The organism is Acidobacteriota bacterium (assembly GCA_022562055.1).
Lineage (GTDB): Bacteria > Actinomycetota > Acidimicrobiia > Spongiisociales > UBA5794 > BMS3BBIN02.
This window is the reverse complement of record JADFQA010000043.1, coordinates 1-20,513: the sequence shown is the minus strand read 5'-3', so window position 1 is coordinate 20,513 and position 20,513 is coordinate 1. Positions and strand designations below refer to the sequence as shown.

The window sequence follows — 20,513 nt, the reverse complement described above, 5'->3', positions numbered from 1 at the left end:
CCCCTTTTTCCGCCACAACCGCAGCTCCATATGGGCTTCACCCAACGCCGAGGTCAACTCCTCCACCTCAGCCACAAGCCGGGTCTCACGACTCGACGTGCCATGACTCCCAGCCGACAGGGCAGCCCGACCACCGGCAAGGAACCGGTCACGCCACTTCGCGATCGAGGTCTCAGACACACCCTCACGGCGTGCAGCCTCAGCCATCGTGACCTCACCCCGAAGGATCGATACCACGATCAGCGTCTTCTTCTCTGTCGACACCACGGGAGGCCTCGCCATAGATTCTCCTTGAGATCAGGACCAAACTTTGACCTGTCTCAACAATCTTGACACGCGACACGTGTCTGAACTTGAAGCGATGGCAGAAGGCGCCGACGTGCCCTTTGAAGAGTTGCTGTGGCTGAACACACGAGGCGATTTCGGCTACCAGTCTGAGGGCTGCAGCGATCTTGGACTCCGGAGCGGGACGAAGTTGCTCCTGGCTCACAATGAGGATGCCGATCCGGTCCACGAAGGTGAATGTCCCCTTCTCACGCTGCACATTGACGGTGATCGCCCGATCACGACGTATTGGTACCCAGGCATGCTCCCTGCCACGACCTTCTGGCTGAACAGCTCCGGTATCGCCTGCGGCATCGATCATATACCTGCTGCAACTCCAGGTGCGGGTGTCGGCCGACAGTTCTTGGCCAGGCATCTCTCACTTGCTGCATCGCTCTCGGAATTCGTTGACCGGGCTAGGCAGGTTCCGGCGGCAGGGGGTTACAGCTATTTGGTGGCAACCGCACAAAAGCGACAGCTTCTCGGCGTCGAGGTTGGACCCTCGGGCGTCTCGTCCAAGGAGGTGGATCGTCGATATGCCCACACAAATCACTTCATCGCTCTAACTGATCCACAGGTGATCGACGAGCAGAGCGTGTCGCGCCTCGAGATACTGAACTCGCTTCGTGAGCCCGCGACCCGCGATGAAACCCTTCGCGTCTTTTCCGATCCGGACATGGCCATCTGGCGAGATGCAACCGCGAGCGACCCGCTAATCACACTGTGTTCGGTGGTTTTCGACATCGACGACCGCGTCGTCGTGCTGTATCCGCGGGGCGGCACTGTAAGCCACGAGTTCAGCTTCGATCAGTTCATCCCCCAGGTGTGACGAGACCGGATCCAAGCCCCACGCAGTTTCGGACCGGACCGAAGTGTGGAATATTCACCTTGCGTCGACATCCGAGCGCTCAAAGACAAAGGCAGGTGGACCTTCTGGCACAACTGGCCCTCTCTGGCGCATGGCCTGACCATTCATCCAGAATGAGCGCCTCTGGACATGGGCTCCTCCGCTCGCGCTTGGACTGTGCGTTTCGCGAGGGCACCGACGACGCTCTCGTGATTCCCAAAGGAATATTCACAGGAAGGGATATATCGACGAGATCGAGCGATATGTCCGCTACCTGACCTCGAGAATCACTTCGACTTCAACCGGAATGCCCATTGGGAGCGAAGCCACTCCGACTGCAGATCGGGCGTGTCTCCCGGCTTCACCAAACACGTCAATCATGAGATCAGAGAATCCATTGATGACGGTTGACTGTTCGGTGAAGTCCGGCACGCAATTCACCATCCCCAATACCTTGATCAAACGGACGGCCCGATCCAGAGAACCGAGGTGGCAGCGAATGGTGGCCAGGACCGCGAGACCTGTGAATCGCGCCGCTTCGTAGGCCTCGTCGGTCCCAAGGTCGCGACCCACCTTGCCTGTGATCCACGATCCATCAGCGCGGATGGGCCCGTGCCCTGAGACGTAGGCAATACGTCCACTCTGGACATACGAAACGAATGACGCGGTCGGGTCCGGCAGTGTGGGAAGCTCGAGATCGAGCTCAGTGAGCCGTTCTTCGGCGGTCATCGGCAACTCCTTTACGTAAGTAGCGCGGCTGTCTAGGACTGGGAACGCTGAGTTATGACCTTGGGTTCAGCGCCTGTAGGCGTTTTAGAGCTGCTCCGACACGGTCCAACGTGACTTCTACCTCACGTTCACCATGGGCGGTCGAGACATACCATATGCCGCGAGGCGCGACCCACACTCCACAGTCAAAGAGCGCCCTTGCGAAGGCCCGGTAGCCCGCGGCGTCTTTGGCTTGGAGACCTCTGTAATCAACCACATCGTCCTCGCCGAATGAGGCGTGGAACGCCATCGGCAGGCCTTGGATGTGAAGCGGGATCGATGCCCCATCGGCCAGCTCGCGCAACCCCTTCATCAGAGCTCCACCAACTCGGTCGAGCTTCCTATAGGCCGTGCCGTCTTCGAGGCGCCGGAGTGTGGCAACAATCGCCGCCATCGCCATTACGTTCGCGTTGAACGTGCCGGAGTGGTTGACGGCGCCGGTGCCGAAGCGTCCCATGAGCTCGGCTGATCCTGCCAGGGCAGCCACCGGCCAGCTCCCAGCCATGGCTTTTCCGTATGTGGCAAGGTCGGGAGCGACGCCGTATCGCGCTGCGGCTCCGCCGAACGCCACGCGGAATCCAGTGATGATCTCATCAAAAATGAGGACTACACCGTATTCGTCGCAGAGTCGGCGTACACCTTCGAGATAGCCCGATACGGGCTCGATGGCGCCCACGTTCACCATCATCGGCTCCATAATCACCGCAGCTACATTCGGGCCATGCCGCTTCAGCACGTCCGCTAGCGCATCGAGGTCGTTCCAGGGAAGCAGGTGGCAGTCCTTGAGGTAATCGGCGATCTGTCCCTCGCTCGCTGCGATCGGACCATCGTCACCGACGTCGATAAGAACATTGTCGAGCCATCCGTGGTAGTGGCCTTCGAATCGGACAAACTCGCGTCGATCGGTGGCGGCGCGGGCCAAGCGGAGCGCTGCCTGGACGACCTCGGTTCCCGACGACCCGAAGCGCACCATCTCTGCCCAGCCGATGGCTCGACACATGAGCTCGGCTGCTTCAATCTCGAGTGGGTGCTGGGCGGCGTAGACCATGCCGCTTCGACACGCTGCATCAACAGCATCCAACACGTCGGCAGGGGCGTGCCCCAAGAATGCCGGCCCCTGTCCGAGGAGATAGTCGACATAATCGTTGCCATCAACGTCCCATAACCAAGCACCCTCGCCCCTTGCGAAGAACACCGAAGGGCCGCCCAGGCGGATGTTCGAGTTCACCCCGCCTGGAACGAAGCGTTCGGCAATCGCCGTCATCCGCTCCGACTCCAAACTTGTTCGACGCACGTCAACTTCTGCCATCAGATACTCCCCTTCGACAAGGCGTTGCCTGTTCCGCGAATCTCTGCGCAAAGTCGAGAGCACGGGAATAGACGACGTCGACGATTGCTTTCCCGTCCTCCCTATTAGCGAGGCGAGGATCACCGAGCGCCCCGTCCTCTGTCCACTCGTCCATCAGGACCGCCTGATCGACCCTCGCTCCCGGCGGGTCGGTGAACGGATCCACGCTCGTCCTGCCAATCGGACCTTGGATGCGATCTTCAAAGACGACGTGGGGGGCGAGCTCCATTGCCACTGAGGTCTCGATCTCGCACGCGTGCCCGTAGACCGCACTCGTAACACGCGAGCGGATCTCGTCAGATCCAAGCTGTGCCCACATCAAGCTTGCGACGAGACTTCCGTGATCGCGACGTGCAATCCGGCTCACCAGACGAAGGGCGTCGATATTGCCGCCGTGACCGTTGACGACGAGAACCCGACGGACGCCCCAATGAGCAAGACTTTCAACGATCTCGAGCACCACCCCGATGAACGTGTCGGGGCGGAGTGTGAGCGTTCCGGGAAACCGCATGTGATGCTCCGAAAGCCCGTAGTCGAGCCGAGGGCAGAGCACTGCCAGCTCTCCGAGGGCGGCGGTGAGACGCTCGGCGAGGGCGGCGGCGAGGGCGATATCGGTTTCCAAAGCCATGTGGGGACCGTGTTGCTCAATGCTGCCGATTGGCAGAATCGCCAGTTCGGCTTTGTTGAGCGCCGCTTCGGCGTCGCGCCATGTCAGGGTGGCCAGAGCAGTCATTCGGCGATCCCTAGGTCTCGTGCGAGGGCAGCGGCGGTCTCGATGAGGGTGTCCGCGACTTCACGAACGTGCTCCATGGGGAAGCGGACTGCTGGAGCGCTCATACTGATTGCCGCTCGAATCCGGGATCCCGGGATCGCAACCGCAACACAGCGACCATCTTCCTCGTTCTCTCGATCGTCGAGAGCGAACCCTTTCTGCCTCACCTGCTCGAGCTCCTCGAGAAAGGCACTTGGGTCTGTGATTGTGGTGGCCGTGAGTCGAGGCATTCCTTCGGTTCTCAAGATGTCGAGTACTTCGGGCTCCGGCATCTGTGCAGTAGTCGCCTTGCCGAGGGCCGTAGAGTGGATGGGATCCCTGTCGCCGGTACGGGCCGCGAGCCGCATCGCCTTCTCACTCTCGACAATCTGGAGGTAGGCGATGCGTGTGCCGTCGAGTACAGCCAGATTGCTGGTTTCCTGGAATCGGTCGCGGAGTGCTTCGAGGTAGGGCTTGGCCCGTGACCCGAGGCTCTGGAGATGACGCGTATGAGATGGAAGGAAGGCGAGTCCGAAGCGGTATTGACCCGATTCGGGGTCTTGCTCGACGTAACTCCGCGATTCGAGCGTGGCGAGGTACCTGAACACCGAGCTCTTGGGGAGGCTCACGGAATCGGCGATATTGGTGAGCGAGGCTCCGTCTATCGAATTCTGGAGAACGTCGAGTATGTCGAGAACGCGTAATACGGCGCGCACGTTGTAACGACTGGAGCTGACTTTGGTCTGAGCTTTCATCTAGTAAAATCCTAGCCTTAGCAAGCGGAATAGAGCTCATCTAAGCTCGTGCCCCGCTCGGGTTCATCTTCAACGTTAGCGGCTTGCCACTCGCGGCGGCTGCTTCCATCGCCAGACTGATCCTTAGCGCCTCTGTACCGTCGTCGGCTGTGCACAACGGCTCCGCCAGGCCGCGGACGCAACGGACAAAGTGGTCGACTTCGATCGCCAGTGCTCCGGCATAGCGATTGTGCACGATCGGTGAGAAGAAGACGTCCTCGTCAATGAGTCCGTCCCGACCAACCATCAGCAGACCAACACTGCCCTGGTCGACTTGAAGTAGTCCGGTCTCGCCGATCACCGTGAAGCCGCTCTTACCCCATCCCGGCGTCGAATTGGGCAATGACCATCCCAGCATGACCGTGCCGTGCGCCCCGGAGGCAAAGCGCACGATCGCGGAGTAGAGATCGAATACGTCGAATCCATCCTGTTCCAACACGCCCCTGCTTCGCTCGGCGGAGACCTTGACGATGGCTCCTCCGTACCAACGGGCGAGGTCGAACTCATGAACCCCGTAATACAAAGGGATGGTTGTTCGACCGCCGAGCACCCTTTGGTCTCCGATTTTCCCGATACGCTCGGATCGGATCGCCTGCACGGTTCCGATCCGTCCTTCTTCGATGGCCCGCTGAACCGCTGCGTATCTGGGTTCGAACCTCAAGATATGCCCGACCAGCAGCGGAACACCCATCGATGTGGCCATGTCACGGATCTGTTCGGCGGCTTGCACGGTGTGCGCGATTGGCTTCTCTATACAGGTGACTTTTCCCGCGTCGAGAGCGGCCAGCGCAGGCGCTAAGTGCAGGTTCTCCGGAGTACATACCACCACACCAGCGACGTCGGGGTGGGATGCAGCCTCCAGCGGGTCCCGAACGAACGTTGCGTCGTATCGCTCGGCGATCTCTTCACCCAGGTCCTCCTTAACGTCTGACACCACCCTCAGCCTCGATCCGTCATGTTCTGAAATGGCGCGAGCCCAACGACTACCCATGAAACCAAGGCCGATAACAGCGATGTTGACAGGCGCTGTCACCGCTCCTCCCCGTCCAATCGGGCCTGGTAGAATGCTCCTTCGGTCAGCAAAACGTTTATTTTACTGCTTGATGCGAAGGAGGACGAATGCGAATCGGTGTTCTGGGTCTTTATCACGAGTCGAACACGTTTCTGCCCACCCCCACCGACCTGTCCCTGTTCGAAGTACATCTTGGCGGAGAGGTAAGAGACCGATGGGCGAACACCCACAACGAAATCGGAGGCTTCTTCGATGGACTCGACCAGGTCGGGGCCGAGGCCGTACCGGTGTTCTCTGCGTTGGCGACTCCGAGCGGCACGATCACCGCTGAAACGATGGAGCACCTCACCAGTTTGCTCCTGCAGGAAGTCGAACGGCGCAGCCCATTCGACGGCATTCTGGCAGCGGCCCATGGCGCGGCGGTCAGCGAGAAGCATCGCGACGCAGACGGAACCTGGCTTACGCGGCTCCGCGCGGCTGTTGGACCGGACGTACCCATCATCGCGACGGTTGATGCTCACGCAAACCTGACCGAAATGATGCTGGAAGCAACCGACGCGCTCATCGCATATCGGTCCAACCCACACCTCGACACCTACGACCGCGGCGTCGAAGCCGCCGAGCTCATGGATCGCACCGTTCGAGGAGAGGTGCGCCCGGTTCAAGCCGGTGCCTTTCCGCCGGTTGCGATCAACATCGTTCTCCAAGGGACGTCGTTTGACCCGTGCTTGTCCTTGTATCGGGCCGCCGACCAGGTTCGAGATCGCGAAGGGATCCTGAGCGTCAGCATCTGCCTGGGATTCCCATATGCCGACGTGCCGGAGATGGGAAGCAGTTTCAACGTGGTCGTCGACGGAGACCGCACGCTGGCGCAGACCTACGCAGACGAGCTTGCCGACCACCTGATCGCCAGACGTCATACTTTCGTGCCAAACCTGATTGCGCCGGAAGACGCGGTGGACCAAGCGGCGCTATCACCGGGGCCGGTCTGCCTGCTCGACATGGGCGACAACGTCGGAGGCGGTTCAGCAGCCGACGGCACCGTTATCGCCGAGATTGTAACTGAGCGTGGAGGGCCGAGCACGTTCGTAGCGCTATATGACCCCGAGAACGTTGTTCGGGCACGCGACGCCGGGGTTGGCGCAAACGTCATCATGACCGTCGGCGGCAAGACTGATGACCTGCACGGACCTCCCCTCGAAGTCGAAGGCAAGGTGCGCAGCATCCACGAAGGGCGTTTTGTCGAGCCCGAGGTACGCCACGGTGGCAATCCACTCTTCGACATGGGAGAGACAGCCATTGTCGAGACCACTCGAGGGTTGACGATCCAGCTGACATCGAAACGAGTCGCCCCGTTCAGCCTCCGCCAGATCACAAGCTGCGATCTCGATCCGAGCGACTTCCAGATCCTCGTAGCAAAAGGTGTCCACGCCCCGGTCCCTGCGTACGAGCCGGTCTGTCCGACCATCATCCGAGTCAATACGCCCGGCTCCACCAGCGCAGATATGGAAAGTCTCCCGTTTCGGAATCGACGCAAGCCGCTCTTCCCCTTCGAGAACATCGCGGGTTGAGCGCCCATCACGGGCTCGATCCACCTTTGATCGTCAGGGGTACGTCAGCGGAGCCCCCGTCGATCAATGCGAAGTGACAGGCGACCTTACGACCCGGCAGCCACTCCTTAAGGGTCGGCGCATCCGAGGCACATACATCTTGGGCGATCGGGCAACGGGGGTGGAACTTGCAGCCCGACGGTGGGTTACGCGGGTCGGGCGGCTCGCCACGCAGACGCGTCCGCTGCATCTGCGTGGCATGCAATGAGGGAACCGCCGACATGAGAGCCTTCGTATAGGGGTGCAACGGCCGATCATAGAGCTCCTGCGCGGGTGCCAATTCGACGATCTCGCCGAGATACATCACGGCGACCCGATGGCTCATGTACTTGACGACTCCGAGGTCGTGCGAAATGAAGAGGTAGGCGAGACGGTGGCGTTCTTGCAGGTCCTGGAGAAGGTTGAGAATCTGAGCCTGAACCGACACGTCCAGAGACGAAACAGCCTCATCGGCCACGATGAGAGCCGGTTGGACGGAAAGTGCCCGCGCGATGCCGACGCGCTGACGCTGCCCGCCGCTGAACTCATGTGGGTACCTGCCTGCGTCCTCTCGTTTCAGCCCGACATCGATCAGCAGCTGCCCGACCCGATCCGACACGCTTGATCCGTCCTCTACACCGTGGATCCGGAGCGGATCGGCAATGATCGAGCCGACCTTCATGCGCGGCGGGAGCGACAGATACGGATCCTGAAACACCATCTGGGCGCGTCGACGGAGATCGCGGACCCGGTCGGCCGTAAGCGGTCGACCCTGAAAGAGGATCTCACCATCGGTTGGTTCCTCGAGGAAGAGTATCGTGCGGGCAAGCGTCGACTTCCCACACCCGCTCTCGCCGACGAGCCCGAGGGTTTCTCCTTCGTGGATCGTGAAGCTGACGCCGTCGACCGCCCTCACGACCGTCTTTCCGCCGCTCAGAAACCCTCCTTTGACAGCGAAATGTTTGACGAGGCCTCGCACTTCGAGCAGCGGCTCGCTCATCGCACGTCCACAGGGGTCGAAGGTACCGAGTCGAGGTGGCACGCGGCGACCCTGCCGGAGCCGACAGCCTCTAGCGCTGGATTGGTTTCCTGACACACGTCCATCGTGAAACGGCAGCGTGGAGCAAAAGGACACCCCCGGGGTACCACAGTGGCGTCAGGCAGCTCACCGGAGATAGCCGTTAGCCGCTCACCGGGTTCGAGGTCAGCTCTTGGCACCGATTCGAGGAGGGCCTTTGTATAGGGATGTTGCGGGTGGCGAATCACCGAATCGACCGGACCTGCCTCACACACCTGTCCCGCGTAGAGCACCACGATGCTGTCCGCGTATTCGCGAACGAGTGCGATGTCATGGGTGATGAGAATCAATGCGGTGTCGTACACCTGCGTGATTTCGCGCAGCTGCTCAAGAACCTGTGCTTGTGTCGTCACATCGAGCGCTGTCGTCGGTTCGTCCGCGATCAGGAGATCGGGGCGAGCGAGCATCGCCATGGCGATCATGACGCGCTGATTCATGCCACCGCTCAGTTGGAACGAATACTGTGACAGAACGTGTCGTGCATCTCCGATCCCCACGTCATGCAGGGCGCGGCCTGCCATCTCCTTGGCTTCACTCCGAGACACCCTGTGATGTTGCTTGATGGTCTCCACCATCTGGGAACCTATGCTGATGACCGGATTCAGTGAGGCCGACGGGTTCTGGAACACCATGCCGACCCGCGACCCCCGGATCTGAGCTATATCAGCGTCGCTCAGGCGGGTGAGGTCCCGGCCTTCGAATAGGACTGCTCCGCCGGTCACCCGTCCGGGCGTGTCGATCAACTGGATGATCGCCGACGCCAAAACCGACTTTCCGGAGCCGCTCTCACCGACGATCCCCAGTGTCTCTCCTCGATCGACCTGGAAGCTCACATGGCGAACCGCTTTGACCACCCGGTCTTCGAGCGGGAACTCGACGCTCAGATCACGAACGTCGAGCAACGTCGGTGTCGTTGGCTCGCCGCCTGCGTCGATAGCCTCTCTCTCGGTAGCATGACCGCTTCCGCCTGGCCGGGAAGGAGAAGGCTTCTCGCTCGGACCTTTCTGGCGCACCCGACGGAAGATGCCTTTCTTCAATTTGGGGTCTAACACGTTCGCGGCTCCGTCCGCTGTGAGGTTGATGGCCAGTACCGTGAACATGATCGCCAATCCAGGAAAAATCGAGAGCCATGGGGCCACGATCATGTTGCGACGACCCTCGGCGAGCATAGCCCCCCACGAAGGAGTTGGAGGCGTGAGGCCGAAGCCGAGGAAGCTGAGGGTTGCCTCGACGAGGATGATGAAACCGAAGTCGAGCATGGCGATCACCAGCACGACCATCCAGACCGACGGAAGGACATACTTCCATATCTGCCGGGTGCGTCCAGCGCCGATGGATTTGGCCGCGGTCACGTAGTCCTTGTCCCGCTCCACCAGAACCCGGGATCGCACAACCCGGGCGTAGAGGATCCACCCCGGGATGCCGAGCACGAGGATGAGATGGATCACGTTGCGTTCGGTAATGACGCCGAGGACGATGATCGCCAGCAGGATGAACGGAAACGCGAGTTGCATATCGCCTAGACGCATGAGAGCGGAATCCCACCAGCTCCGCGAGAACCCGGCCGACAAACCTGCAACCAGGCCAAGAATCGCCGACAGCAGAACCGCGAACAGGGCGATGGTCAGCGAGTTGCGGGCGCCATACATCAATCGGCTCACAACGTCACGTCCAAGGGTGTCGGTACCAAGTGGGTGATCCCATGATCCACCCTCGACCCAGAACGGTGGAGCAAGGTTGCGTGAAAGGTCCTGTTGCATCGGATCATGAGGAGCAAGCAGCGGAGAGAAAGCCGCGATCGAGATGATGATCACGAGGGCAGTCGCCCCGACGACAAACGTCTTGTGCCTGAGGAGCCGTCGCACAAGATGAGTGTGGGCTGGTGCCGCCTCACCAGCGGGCACCGACGGGATCCCTCCGGTCGTCAGATCCATCATCTGGCGGCGAGCCTGATCCTGGGATCCACGGCTGCGTACGCGAGATCGACGACGAAGTTCACGACCACGAACGCGAGTGCCGCCACCAAGACGCCACCCTGGATCATCGGGAAGTTGCGGCTCACGACCGCATCGAGCGTCAGCTTTCCGATCCCGGGCCAGTTGAATACGAATTCAACGACGTACGAGCCCGCCAGGATCAATCCCATCTGAAGACCGACCAGCGTGATCAGTGGGAGTGCCGCCACCTTGAGTCCGTGGACCAGGATCACCCGCCGCTCCGGGATACCCCGGGCACGCGCTGCCCGGACGTGATCGTCGCTCAGCGTCTCAAGGAATGACAGGCGAATCATGCGAATCAGCACCGGCGTGAGCGCCACAGCGAGGGTGATCACCGGAAGCACGAAGCTCTCCGGCCCCTCCATATCGATGGCAGGCAACCAGCCGAGACGCACCGAGAAGAACATAACGAGCACGATCGCCAGCCAGAAACTCGGAGTGGCCAGAGCGACGGAGACGTAGACCAACACAACCCGATCGAAGGCACCGTTGGCGCGCAAGGCAGCACCGATGCCAAGGACGAGGGCCACCGCGGAGGAGAACACAATGGTGACGGCTGCAAGCAAGGCTGTGTTGGGAAGCGCCTTCAGAACCTCATCGAGGACGGGCTGTCCACCATGGAACGACACGCCGAGATCCCCCCGCGCCAGCCCTACGAGATACTCGCCGTATTGAACCAGGATGGGCCTATCGGTCCCGAGTCTCTCGCGTGTCAGCTGGACGAGGTCCTCCTGTTGTCCCGGCGGGACCATGAGGTTGGCGGGATCCCCGGACGCCAGCCGCAGGATGAAGAACACGAGCGTGACGACCCCGAAGACGACTATCGCCATCTGGGCCGTGCGGCGAAGACTGAACCTGAGCATGGCTACCTCGCGATGATCTAGGGAGCCGAGTATCCCATGCCGATGCCTGGAACCCGACTCCCTACGATCTGCCTCGTCGGTGTGTACAACCCGCTACTCGCTGATGCTCGCCGGGTAGAACAACGTTTGGAAGTTCGGTCTCACGTCAAGACCCACGAGTCGTGAGTTCCGCGCGACGGAGAAGTCACTGTTGTACAACGGCACGTGCCATAGCTGCTCCCACATGTAGCTCTGCAGCTCTAGGACGACCCGCTCACGCTCTGTCGGGTTCGTCGTGGTTGCCGAAAGGTCGATGAGCTCCTGAAGACGCTCGTCTCCGAAGAACCACGCGAACGTTTCAGAGTAGACGAACGCATGGCTGAACGGGTCACCGTTGCTGCTCCAACTCAGGTGGTAGACCGCGCCGGTGCCGTCGTCGGTGAAGATGTCGTCGATCATGGCCGACAGGTCGGTCACGACAAGCTTCGGTTTGAGACCGACCTCTTCCATGTTTGCCAGAATCGCAGCACCGACCTCCTCGGCCCGGGGCAGGAATCCGCTCGCAACCCACAGTTCGAACTCGGGTCCGCCGTCTGGGACGCCTGCTTCAGCCAGCAAGGCCTGGGCAGCGTCTACGTCCCTCGAGTACGCAGGATCGCCGACTTGGTGGTACAGGGTCTCGGTAGGCAAGAAGCTCGTCGCAACGGCGCTCGCACCCTGGATCAAGCCCGTCACCAGGCCCTCTCGATCGATCGACCTCATCACGGCTTCGCGGAATGCATGATTCTCATCCCATATCGGAAGTCGGCCGGGCAGCACAAAGAGGTTGACGCTCTCGATTCCAGTCACTGAGTCAAGTACCAGGTTGTCGCTGCCTTCGATCACTTGCAGGTGCTGCGGCGGCACCCGGTCGATTACATCCGCCTGGCCGGCGAGGAGTGCGCTGAGCCTCGTGTCTGGGTCTCCGATGAACTCCCAGGTGAGGCTCTGGATCTGAGGAGCGCCCTGCCAATAGTCCGTGTTCGCCTCCATCACCTTCCGGGCTGGCTCGTTCGCGACCAGGCGGAACGGCCCCGTCCCATTCGGCTGCGCCTTGATCGCCTCTGCGTTGTTGGCAAGATCATCCGCCGAAACAATGATCGTGCTCCGCAACTGGGCAAACAGGGATGCGAACGGCTCCTCGCTTGTCAACCTGACCGTGAGATCGTCGATGATCTCCACAGTCGTAGAGATCCAGCTCCCCGCTTGGAGTGTCGCTACGTCGGTCGCGCCCGACGCGAGCTCAATGGACGCTTTCACATCCGCGGCGTCAAACGCCGACCCGTCATGGAAGATCACGCCCTCGCGCAGTACGAACTCCCACGTACGGTCGTCTATCTGTGTCCACTCGGTCGCGAGCATCGGCACCGGTGGAGCGCCCGTATCTGGGACATCGACAAGGTAGTCGAAGATCTGCGCTTCGATTCGCGCCTGACTCTGGGCGGTGTGCTGGTACGGGTCCCAATCGGCCCAGAAGTTCTCGGCAATGAGAAACCTCACGCTGCCGGATGGGCCGGTCGTAGCTTCCGCAGTCGCCACCGTTGTCGTTGCAGTCGCCACCGTTGTCGTTGTCGTGTCCGGAGCCACCGTGGTGTCGGCTGCTCGGGTTGTTGTCGTCGTGTCGCCTTCGCTGTCACCAGTCGTACAGGCCGCCGCCACAACCGCCAACACGAAAACCAGAATGGTCAACCGCCTTCTGTGCCTCATACTTCGCCTCCCACTATCTTTGCTGTGTGAAATGGGCACATCACCCACTGAGCGTGAAATGGTAGACCATCGGTTGGTGCCGAGTCAAGCGTCAAGCGTCCGACTCAACCAAAGCCGCCGTGGCTGTTGGCGTAGACAAGCGTCTTGATCTGCGACATCTCCATGATCGTGTACTTGCCGCCGAGCCGGCCGACGCCACTTCGTTTGCCCGTGTAGCCGCCGAAAGGCGTGTGCGGCTGCCAGTAGGTCGGCACGTCGTTGATGTTGACAATGCCGGTTTCGAGCTGTTCCCCCACATACTCGGCCAACTTGGGGTCGGCAGTGAAAACCCCGGCGACGAGGCCCAGGTCGGTGTCGTTGGCGAGGCCGATCGCCTCGTCGATGTCGGAGAACGAGATGACCGCAGCGACCGGACCGAAGGTCTCCTCGCGAAAGATTTTCATATGCCGCGTCACACCGGATAGCACGGTTGGGTAATAGAAGAGCGACGTGGGAAAGTCGGATGCCCGCGATCCCCCGAGGTGAATGTCTGCCCCTTGCTCTCTAGCGTCTTCGAGGTGGCGGTCCACCTTCTCGGCCGTGTGCTCGTTGTTGAGGGGGCCCATCGTCGTGGCGGGATCCATTGAGAGACCGAGATTCTGCTTGCTCGCCATCGCCACGATGCCCTCTACGACCCGCTCGACGTGGCTCTCGTGCACGAGAATCCGCTCGGTCGAGTCGCAGATCTGGCCCGCGTTGGCGAAAGAGCCGTACGCGGCTCGCTCTATGGCGTACTCCACGTCGGCGTCTTCGGCGATGATCACGGGACAGTTGCCCCCAAGTTCGAGCAGCAGGGGCTTGGCACCTGCTGCTCTGGCGATGAGGTCGCCGGTGATTGGGCTTCCGGTTGCCCCGATTGCATCGACATTCGGATGGGACACGATCGCCTCGCCGGTGGTCGACCCGTCGCCGGTGACTACGTTGATGGCGCCGTCCGGGACCCCAGCATCGTGCATCGCCTGGACAAAGTGGAGGGCGGTCAACGGCGTCAATTCCGATGGCTTCCACACGATCGCATTACCCGCGGCGAGCCCTGCGCAGAGGTACTCGGTGGGAATGGCGGCCGGAAAGTTCCAAGGCGTGATCACCCCATATACGCCTCGCGGCTGGCGAATAGTCAGAATCCTCTTCCGAGGATCAGAGGACGGGATCACCTCCCCCTCGAGGCGCTTAATGATCTCCGCCGCGTCCCGCCACATATCGACCGCGACCTCGACCTCCTCGATCGCGTCGGTGTGATACGGCTTTCCCTGCTCCTGAGCGAGATCGCGAGCAATTTCCTGTTTTCGGTCGGCGATCACATCTGCCACAGCGTGCAGCAGTGCGCTCCGGTCGAACACGCCCATTTGGGAGATGGCTTTCCTCCCCGACCGGGCGGCCTCGACGGCGTGATCAACGTCTTCCGCGGAACCCAGCGGCACCTCCGCAAGGATCTCACCGGTCGCCGGGCTGCGTACCGGCACCATCTCCCCAGAGTTGCCATCCACCCATCTCCCACCAATGAATAGCTGGCGCTTCACGATGCTCATCGTTGACCACCGGCGGAGCCTGTGGGCGCCTTTGCACGACCACCGAACACTCTTGGCTTCTCGTCCTGGGCCAGCGCCGCGTCTACCGGGTTGGTCAGTTCCCCAACTCGCTCCACTGAGACCGTTACGGTGTCCCCCGCCTTGAGGAAGGTGGGAGGATCCATGAACACCCCCACCCCGCCGGGTGTCCCGGTCGCGATCACATCGCCAGGTTCAAGCGTCATCGCCTCGGCGCAAAACGCGATCAGCTCTGCCACCCCAAAGATCAGTTGGCTCGTATTCGACGCCTGGCGAAGCCCTCCATTGACCTCCGCCCTGACCTCCAGGTTCCCGGGGTCACCGACCTCGTCTGGTGAGACGATCGCAGGTCCCATCGGCGCGAACCCATCGAGCGACTTGCCTCGCATCCACTGCTGGTCACCAAACTGAAGGTCGCGTGCCGACACATCGTTCATCACCGTGTAACCGGCGACGACATCTAGGGCCTGCCGTCGTGGGATACCCCGGACGCGGCGACCAATGACAACCGCCAACTCGACTTCGTAGTCGACCTGGTCGGTGATCAGATGCAGCGGAATAGGGTCACCCGGACCGATCACCGAAGTGGAAGCCTTGCTAAACAGTATCGGGCTCCTCGGCACCTCGAGGCCCTGCTCCTCGATGTGGTCTCTGTAGTTCAGCCCGACACACAAGATCTTGCCCGGCCGGGCAATCGGGGAGAGAAGTCGCCCCTGACTGAAGCCGACCGGCCGAACGGCACGTTCGCTGAAACCACTCCAGCCTTCGGATGCGATCACGTCGACCGGCTCCAGCTCCGGAGTAGGCATAAGCCTAAAACCGTCCTCCCCAGCGACACCTCCGTACCAACGCCCTTCAAACTCCACCCGCACCGCACGCATCTCACTCCTCTTCATTCAGTGAAATTAGATTATCAATAATCATACACGAATCTTGGTACACAGAGGAACACATGGGTCCGGGTTGAACTTTGGGCGCGAGCTGCCCCACCAATGCTCTGACCAAGAAGTTTCGCGCCGGTGAGTGGCCGGTTTGCCAATTCACCGAGGTGTGGTTCGTCGCTGGGACTGTGCGGGCATGCTAAACTAGCGGGGCGTCGCTCTTAGAAGGGGCGAGAGTCTGGTTCAGGCGACGCGAGAGCGCGGCCGACACCCCTCGTGCCGCGGCATGGCACGCACCCAAGCCCGGTCCTTGCGTTGCGGAGTAAGCCGCACACCGTCGATCCAGGCGACTCCGGCACCGCCTATGGAGAACAGGACAACCTCCCCGGCTATCACACCTAGCCCGAGTTTCCTGGCTATCTGGACCGCCCTGGGTTTGGTGGAGGCTCTGGTCTGTCCCGGGTTTTGTGGAGTCAGCTCACTTGACTCAGCCGTGCGAGTGATTGGGTGTCGTGGATTCTCTCATACTCGATCGGCGTGTGCATTCCAAGGCTCGAGTGGCGGCGTTGACGGTTGTGGAAGACCTCAAGGTATTCGAAGATCGCGTTGGCGAGTTCGATGCGAGTGCGCCACCGTTTCCGGTTCAGCAGCTCAACCTGCATCCGGGCCCAGAACGATTCGATCATCGAGTTGTCGAAGCAATCGCCGATCGATCCCATCGACGGGAGGAGCCCGGATTCTTGTGCTCGTTGGGTGAACGCCCATGACGTGAATTGGGTGGATTCAAGGGGTCGAAGCAACACTTTGCTGTTGAGCAGACTTTAGAACCTCTGCCGTGGGATTGCGGTTGTTGATCGCCATCCCCAGCGCGGACGTGACAAGGGTCGCTGTTGGTGACGAGTCGATCGACCAACCCACGACGCGTCGTGAGAACGTGTCGAGGACAACGGCGCAGTAGACCTTGCCTTCCCTGGTCGGGTGTTCGGTTATGTCGGTCACCCAGAGGCGATCCGGCTCGCTCCTGGCGAACTGTCGGTCGACGAGATCCAACGCTGTCGGAGCCCCAGGGATCCTGCGTCTGCGTCGACGGTTCCCGGGTAGGCCAGCTATTGCGGCACGGGACATGAGCATCCCAACAGCGTTGTGGCCGACTGTGACGCCGTACCCCATTGTGAGCTCGGCGTGGACCCTGCGAGCACCATAGGTGCCTCGAGAGGCGGTGTGGATCTGGCGGATCAGGTCGGTGAGCCACACATGGCGGATCGTGCGAGCCGACGGCGGCCGGCCCCTCCGTGCGTAATAGCCGGACTCAGACACCTCCAACACCCGGCACGCCATCTGAACTGGGAGATCCTCTGAGGCCATCACCGTGATCGCCTCAAACCTCCTTTTGGGGACACCACCTGCTCCTTCAACAGTTCATTCGCCCGACGGGTCACCGCCAGCTCACTCTCAAGGTCCTTGATCTTCCGCTTCGCTGCGCGCAGTTCAGCAGCCTCAATCGTCGTGAGGCCCGCCTCGACGCCGGTATCAACTAGCTCTTGCTTGCGCCACGTGTAGATGGTCTGGTCGCTCACTCCCAGATCGGCAGCGACAGAAGCCACCGACCTCCCAGACGCGATCAGATCAAGGACCTTGCGACGGAACTCGGATGGATAACGGTACGGCATGTGTGACCCTCCTTACGGGTCTCAGACACAACCGATTCAAGTATCCCGACTCCACCAAACTGGGGACAGACCAACGTGTTTCCGCGGTTCGTGTAGTCGGCAACCTCCTTGAGGACGTTGCCGTCACCCAAGCGGTACAAGAGCCATTGCTTTCCGTCGGTGAGCACGCCAACGTACCGAGCACCCGTCTCCGCCTCGCGGTCACCGAGGTAGTCGATAAGTTGATTCTCTCCTTGCTGCCGCAGATCCGTCCGTTGCAGGTTCCTCTTGATTTCGATGACGGTTCGACCGAGTTCGATATCAATGCGACGTCGATCGGCGGCCGGTGACTCCAGGCGCAGATCGTCCGTATCAAGATCCAGGTCCGCCAGCCTGAGGAAGGCAGCCACGTCGGCTTGGATATTTGCCTCCGCGATTCCGGCGCGACGCTCGGCGAGACGACGGACGATTGATTCAACAGTGTCAGGCATTCGAGGATTCTCCCACAGTGCAGACAATTCGGACGTTTCTAGGTTTGTTGTGCCTACCGCCAAAGTAACGGGCCGCTGTGACACTTCGTAGGCGTAGTGGTTGCGCTGTGTTCCTTACACCTGGACCGCTACTCGCAGAAGACACTCTCGCAGGATCGACCGGAACCCTTCTCGTTCATTCCGACAGGGCGGCCTTGGACTATTGGCGCATGGTATTGCATACACATGATGCCTACCTGTGTACGATAACCTGCGTAACTGAAGGAGCCTCCTTGGCCCGCCACCCGAACAATGCACTACCTGCCGATCTACCGGCGGTCTTCAGATGGCGCGAAGCCCACGAAGCGGCCGTCACTGATCGCCGACTGAAGCGCCTCACAGACGATGGGACGATCGAGAAGATCGAGCACGGACTCTACAGACGAACCGACTCCACGGTTGGAGACCTCGCGCTGATCGAGATCGCGCTCCTTGAGCGAGAGGCAACTCTCTGCCTCGCATCGGCCTTATCACACGCAGACCTCATCGACGATATTCCGTCCACTATCGACATCGCGCTCAAGCGTGGTACTCGGAAGCCGAAGACCTCGTTTCCCATCACATGGCATTGGTTCTCCCCAAAGACATTCAGCATTGGACGAACTCCGAAGAACTCTCAATCCGGCCTCCCGATTGCTTCGTATTCTCCTGAGCGATCGATCTGCGATGCGTATCGAATGAGGCACACACACGGCGCTGAACTCGGCAGGGAAGCCCTGAGAAACTGGATACGTCGGCCCGGATCACACCCCGCCGAACTACTCGAGATGGCGTCCCATTTCCCAAAGGCGTACTCCGCAATACGGCGAGACCTCGAGATCCTCCTGTGACGGTCGACAACGACATCGCGAGGGAGCGGTACCGGTCGATACAACATCTCGCACGCGACGTTGGACGTCCGACGGACGAGCTGCTGACGCTCTACGTCATGGAGGGATTCATTGCGCGTGCCTCCAATTCCGTCTACTCCGAGCAGCTGGTGCTCAAGGGCGGAATGCTCATCAGCACGTTTGCTGAACGACGGCCGACACGAGACATTGATCTACAGGCTCTCAGAATCCGCAACGACACCGAGTCTCTCAAAGAGGTTGCGGTTCAGGTTGCGTCGATCGACCACGAGGATGGCATCGAATTCAAGACGGAGACGACGAGTGCAGCCGTGATCCGGGATCAGGCCGAATACAGCGGCATTCGCGTTGCGATGGACGCTTCCGTTCACTCTGCGAATGTCCGACTGAAGATCGACTTCAGCATTGGGGATCCGATCTCACCAGAACCCACAATCACCCAGATCGAATCTGTGATACCGGGATCACGCCCGATCACGATCTTGAGCTTCCCGATCACGATGGTGTTGGCCGAGAAGATAGCGACAGTGCCGATCCGGGAGAAGGCGGTTGGATGGGAATTGGCCACAAACCGAGCACTCAGCACAATGGCAAGGCTGGGTTCTGCAACTTAGGACCCCACTTCTAGAAACAAGGGTCTCACAGGCACGAAATTGGAGAGGGGGCGGTGCTATCCGCTCCCTGTTCGTGTGTGCAGGCGCCGCATTCGGAATCGTGCACGACAACCTCAACACGATCGTCGCAAGACTCACCACCCTCGACGCCACCCTCACCCCACCACCATGGGTGACGGGTAGGGGGTTTAACCCTCACGAAGAACACACACCACCCAACCACGATCCAAGCTTAGTTTTTTTTCGATACGGTTCTCACCGGTTTTAGGCCTGTAGAGAATCTTTTGTGTCAGCGCCTGTCCGTTCGGCATCTCGTCTTGAGCACGCTCGGCGGAAAATGTGTTCTTCGTCTACTCTTAGCCAATCGTTTTTGGGAGAAGAGCTGGTTGATGAAGCCAAATGGCATCGTGCACGCCTGATCCCCGTTGCAGGCATTCGAGGACACCGCGAGGCCGAGCAAAGGGTCACTTCTGCCCTCCTCGCCGTACTTTCAGTGGTTCGCGATCTTTCGATCGAACTACTGGCACCACTGGGGGCGTCATCCGCGCTTAAGGCCTCTGTCGAAACGTTCACCGAAGTGACACTGGACTACGGCGATAAACGGGTTAGACCAGACGGCGTAATAAGGGTTTCATACGGCAAGCGCACATTCACAACGATTGTCGAGGTGAAGACAGGCAACAGCAAATTGGACAAGGACCAGGTAGATACTTATCGAACCGCGGCGGGATATGCAAAATTCGATCACGTCCTGACGATATCAAACGAGATTGCCACCAGCGGTGCGCACCCTATCCAGGGTCTGCATGTGAAACGCTCCGCAAGAGTGCAGGTGTCGCACCTTTCGTGGGTACGCATCCTGACGACCGCTCTCAAGCTCAAGAATCACAAGGGTGTGGATGACCCGGAGCAAGCTTGGATTCTTGGAGAGCTAGTCCGATACTTACAACATCCCGCGTCCGGCGTCCTGGAATTGGTGGACATGGGCAGTAACTGGACTGCTGTCCGCGATGGTTCCAGAGCAGGAACGCTCAAGAGACAATCTGACGGTACAGTCGAAATTGCCAAAAAACTCGACGGATTACATGTGTATGCAGCACTGATGCTTTCCTCGGAAGTTGGAGAGAATGTTGAAGTCGTTCTGCCCAAATCACTGCGAGCGCAAAACAAACGCATCGCAACGTTCACAACGGCGTTGATCAGCGGAGAGGCAATCGAAGGCACTCTACGAATCCCACACACCGCCAGCGACATTAAGACTGCCATCGATCTCAAAGCGCAACTGATCACGATCAGTGTCGACCTCAAG

21 protein-coding genes are annotated in these 20,513 nt (G+C 60.3%); 5 read left to right on the top strand and 16 right to left on the bottom strand.

Annotation, left to right across the window (positions count from 1 at the left end; genetic code table 11):
• On the bottom strand, positions 1 to 282 hold a 282-nt coding region (locus IIC71_13240), incomplete at its 3' end, for a helix-turn-helix domain-containing protein (protein MCH7670144.1).
• A gap of 61 nt (positions 283 to 343) precedes the next feature.
• Between IIC71_13240 and IIC71_13235 the strand changes: the two genes are divergently transcribed.
• Positions 344 to 1,153, top strand: a complete 810-nt coding sequence (locus IIC71_13235) for a hypothetical protein (protein ID MCH7670143.1) — start codon at positions 344 to 346, stop codon at positions 1,151 to 1,153.
• A 288-nt stretch (positions 1,154 to 1,441) separates the two neighbouring features.
• Here IIC71_13235 and IIC71_13230 read toward each other — a convergent pair whose 3' ends face one another.
• From IIC71_13230 to IIC71_13210, 5 genes are read right to left on the bottom strand one after another with little or no spacing between them, the layout of a single operon-like run.
• Positions 1,442 to 1,900, bottom strand: coding sequence for a RidA family protein (locus IIC71_13230; GenBank protein ID MCH7670142.1), 459 nt, complete (start codon positions 1,898 to 1,900; stop codon positions 1,442 to 1,444).
• Between the two features lie 52 nt (positions 1,901 to 1,952).
• Positions 1,953 to 3,203 (bottom strand): aminotransferase class III-fold pyridoxal phosphate-dependent enzyme, encoded by a 1,251-nt coding sequence (locus IIC71_13225; GenBank protein MCH7670141.1) that lies wholly within the window; start codon positions 3,201 to 3,203, stop codon positions 1,953 to 1,955.
• A gap of 31 nt (positions 3,204 to 3,234) precedes the next feature.
• On the bottom strand, positions 3,235 to 4,020 hold the full coding sequence (locus IIC71_13220; GenBank protein ID MCH7670140.1) for a creatininase family protein: 786 nt from the start codon (positions 4,018 to 4,020) through the stop codon (positions 3,235 to 3,237).
• The gene (locus IIC71_13215; GenBank protein ID MCH7670139.1) at positions 4,017 to 4,793 is read right to left on the bottom strand and encodes an IclR family transcriptional regulator; all 777 of its coding nucleotides are present in this window, start codon (positions 4,791 to 4,793) and stop codon (positions 4,017 to 4,019) included. Before IIC71_13215 ends, IIC71_13220 begins: the two co-directional genes overlap by 4 nt.
• Positions 4,794 to 4,833: 40 nt before the next feature.
• Positions 4,834 to 5,865 carry a Gfo/Idh/MocA family oxidoreductase gene (locus IIC71_13210; protein ID MCH7670138.1) on the bottom strand — a complete coding sequence of 344 codons (1,032 nt, stop codon included), beginning with the start codon at positions 5,863 to 5,865 and terminating at the stop codon, positions 4,834 to 4,836.
• Positions 5,866 to 5,951: 86 nt separating this feature from the next.
• Here IIC71_13210 and IIC71_13205 point away from each other — a divergent pair, with 86 nt between their 5' ends.
• On the top strand, positions 5,952 to 7,415 hold the full coding sequence (locus IIC71_13205; GenBank protein ID MCH7670137.1) for a M81 family metallopeptidase: 1,464 nt from the start codon (positions 5,952 to 5,954) through the stop codon (positions 7,413 to 7,415).
• A gap of 7 nt (positions 7,416 to 7,422) precedes the next feature.
• On the opposite strand, the gene IIC71_13200 is transcribed toward IIC71_13205, so the two are convergent.
• The 10 genes from IIC71_13200 to IIC71_13155 all read right to left on the bottom strand — a co-directional run bounded on the left by IIC71_13200 (position 7,423) and on the right by IIC71_13155 (position 17,703).
• Complete coding sequence (locus tag IIC71_13200) at positions 7,423 to 8,433, bottom strand: ATP-binding cassette domain-containing protein (GenBank protein ID MCH7670136.1); 1,011 nt, start codon at positions 8,431 to 8,433, stop codon at positions 7,423 to 7,425.
• Positions 8,430 to 10,448, bottom strand: a complete 2,019-nt coding sequence (locus IIC71_13195; GenBank protein ID MCH7670135.1) for a dipeptide/oligopeptide/nickel ABC transporter permease/ATP-binding protein — start codon at positions 10,446 to 10,448, stop codon at positions 8,430 to 8,432. Before IIC71_13195 ends, IIC71_13200 begins: the two co-directional genes overlap by 4 nt.
• The gene (locus IIC71_13190; protein MCH7670134.1) at positions 10,445 to 11,371 is read right to left on the bottom strand and encodes an ABC transporter permease; all 927 of its coding nucleotides are present in this window, start codon (positions 11,369 to 11,371) and stop codon (positions 10,445 to 10,447) included. Before IIC71_13190 ends, IIC71_13195 begins: the two co-directional genes overlap by 4 nt.
• Before the next feature lie 93 nt (positions 11,372 to 11,464).
• Positions 11,465 to 13,096, bottom strand: coding sequence for an ABC transporter substrate-binding protein (locus IIC71_13185; GenBank protein MCH7670133.1), 1,632 nt, complete (start codon positions 13,094 to 13,096; stop codon positions 11,465 to 11,467).
• A 104-nt stretch (positions 13,097 to 13,200) separates the two neighbouring features.
• Complete coding sequence (locus IIC71_13180) at positions 13,201 to 14,664, bottom strand: aldehyde dehydrogenase (GenBank protein MCH7670132.1); 1,464 nt, start codon at positions 14,662 to 14,664, stop codon at positions 13,201 to 13,203.
• Complete coding sequence (locus tag IIC71_13175; GenBank protein ID MCH7670131.1) at positions 14,661 to 15,578, bottom strand: fumarylacetoacetate hydrolase family protein; 918 nt, start codon at positions 15,576 to 15,578, stop codon at positions 14,661 to 14,663. The genes IIC71_13180 and IIC71_13175 overlap by 4 nt, the downstream gene beginning before the upstream one ends.
• 458 nt (positions 15,579 to 16,036) lie before the next feature.
• The gene (locus tag IIC71_13170) at positions 16,037 to 16,366 is read right to left on the bottom strand and encodes a transposase (protein ID MCH7670130.1); all 330 of its coding nucleotides are present in this window, start codon (positions 16,364 to 16,366) and stop codon (positions 16,037 to 16,039) included.
• Positions 16,347 to 16,931: an IS3 family transposase gene (locus tag IIC71_13165; protein MCH7670129.1), complete on the bottom strand. Its 585-nt coding sequence runs from the start codon at positions 16,929 to 16,931 to the stop codon at positions 16,347 to 16,349. The genes IIC71_13170 and IIC71_13165 overlap by 20 nt, the downstream gene beginning before the upstream one ends.
• Positions 16,928 to 17,233 carry a transposase gene (locus IIC71_13160; GenBank protein ID MCH7670128.1) on the bottom strand — a complete coding sequence of 102 codons (306 nt, stop codon included), beginning with the start codon at positions 17,231 to 17,233 and terminating at the stop codon, positions 16,928 to 16,930. Before IIC71_13160 ends, IIC71_13165 begins: the two co-directional genes overlap by 4 nt.
• Positions 17,185 to 17,703 (bottom strand): hypothetical protein, encoded by a 519-nt coding sequence (locus tag IIC71_13155; GenBank protein MCH7670127.1) that lies wholly within the window; start codon positions 17,701 to 17,703, stop codon positions 17,185 to 17,187. The genes IIC71_13160 and IIC71_13155 overlap by 49 nt, the downstream gene beginning before the upstream one ends.
• Positions 17,704 to 17,912: 209 nt before the next feature.
• On the opposite strand from IIC71_13155, the gene IIC71_13150 reads away from it, so the two are divergent.
• The 3 genes from IIC71_13150 to IIC71_13140 form a co-directional block, all read left to right on the top strand.
• Entirely contained in the window at positions 17,913 to 18,572 is a 660-nt protein-coding gene (locus tag IIC71_13150; protein MCH7670126.1) for a type IV toxin-antitoxin system AbiEi family antitoxin domain-containing protein, read from the top strand.
• Positions 18,569 to 19,204, top strand: a complete 636-nt coding sequence (locus tag IIC71_13145) for a nucleotidyl transferase AbiEii/AbiGii toxin family protein (protein ID MCH7670125.1) — start codon at positions 18,569 to 18,571, stop codon at positions 19,202 to 19,204. The genes IIC71_13150 and IIC71_13145 overlap by 4 nt, the downstream gene beginning before the upstream one ends.
• A gap of 370 nt (positions 19,205 to 19,574) precedes the next feature.
• A partial coding sequence (locus tag IIC71_13140; GenBank protein MCH7670124.1) for a hypothetical protein occupies positions 19,575 to 20,513 on the top strand: 939 nt, incomplete at its 3' end.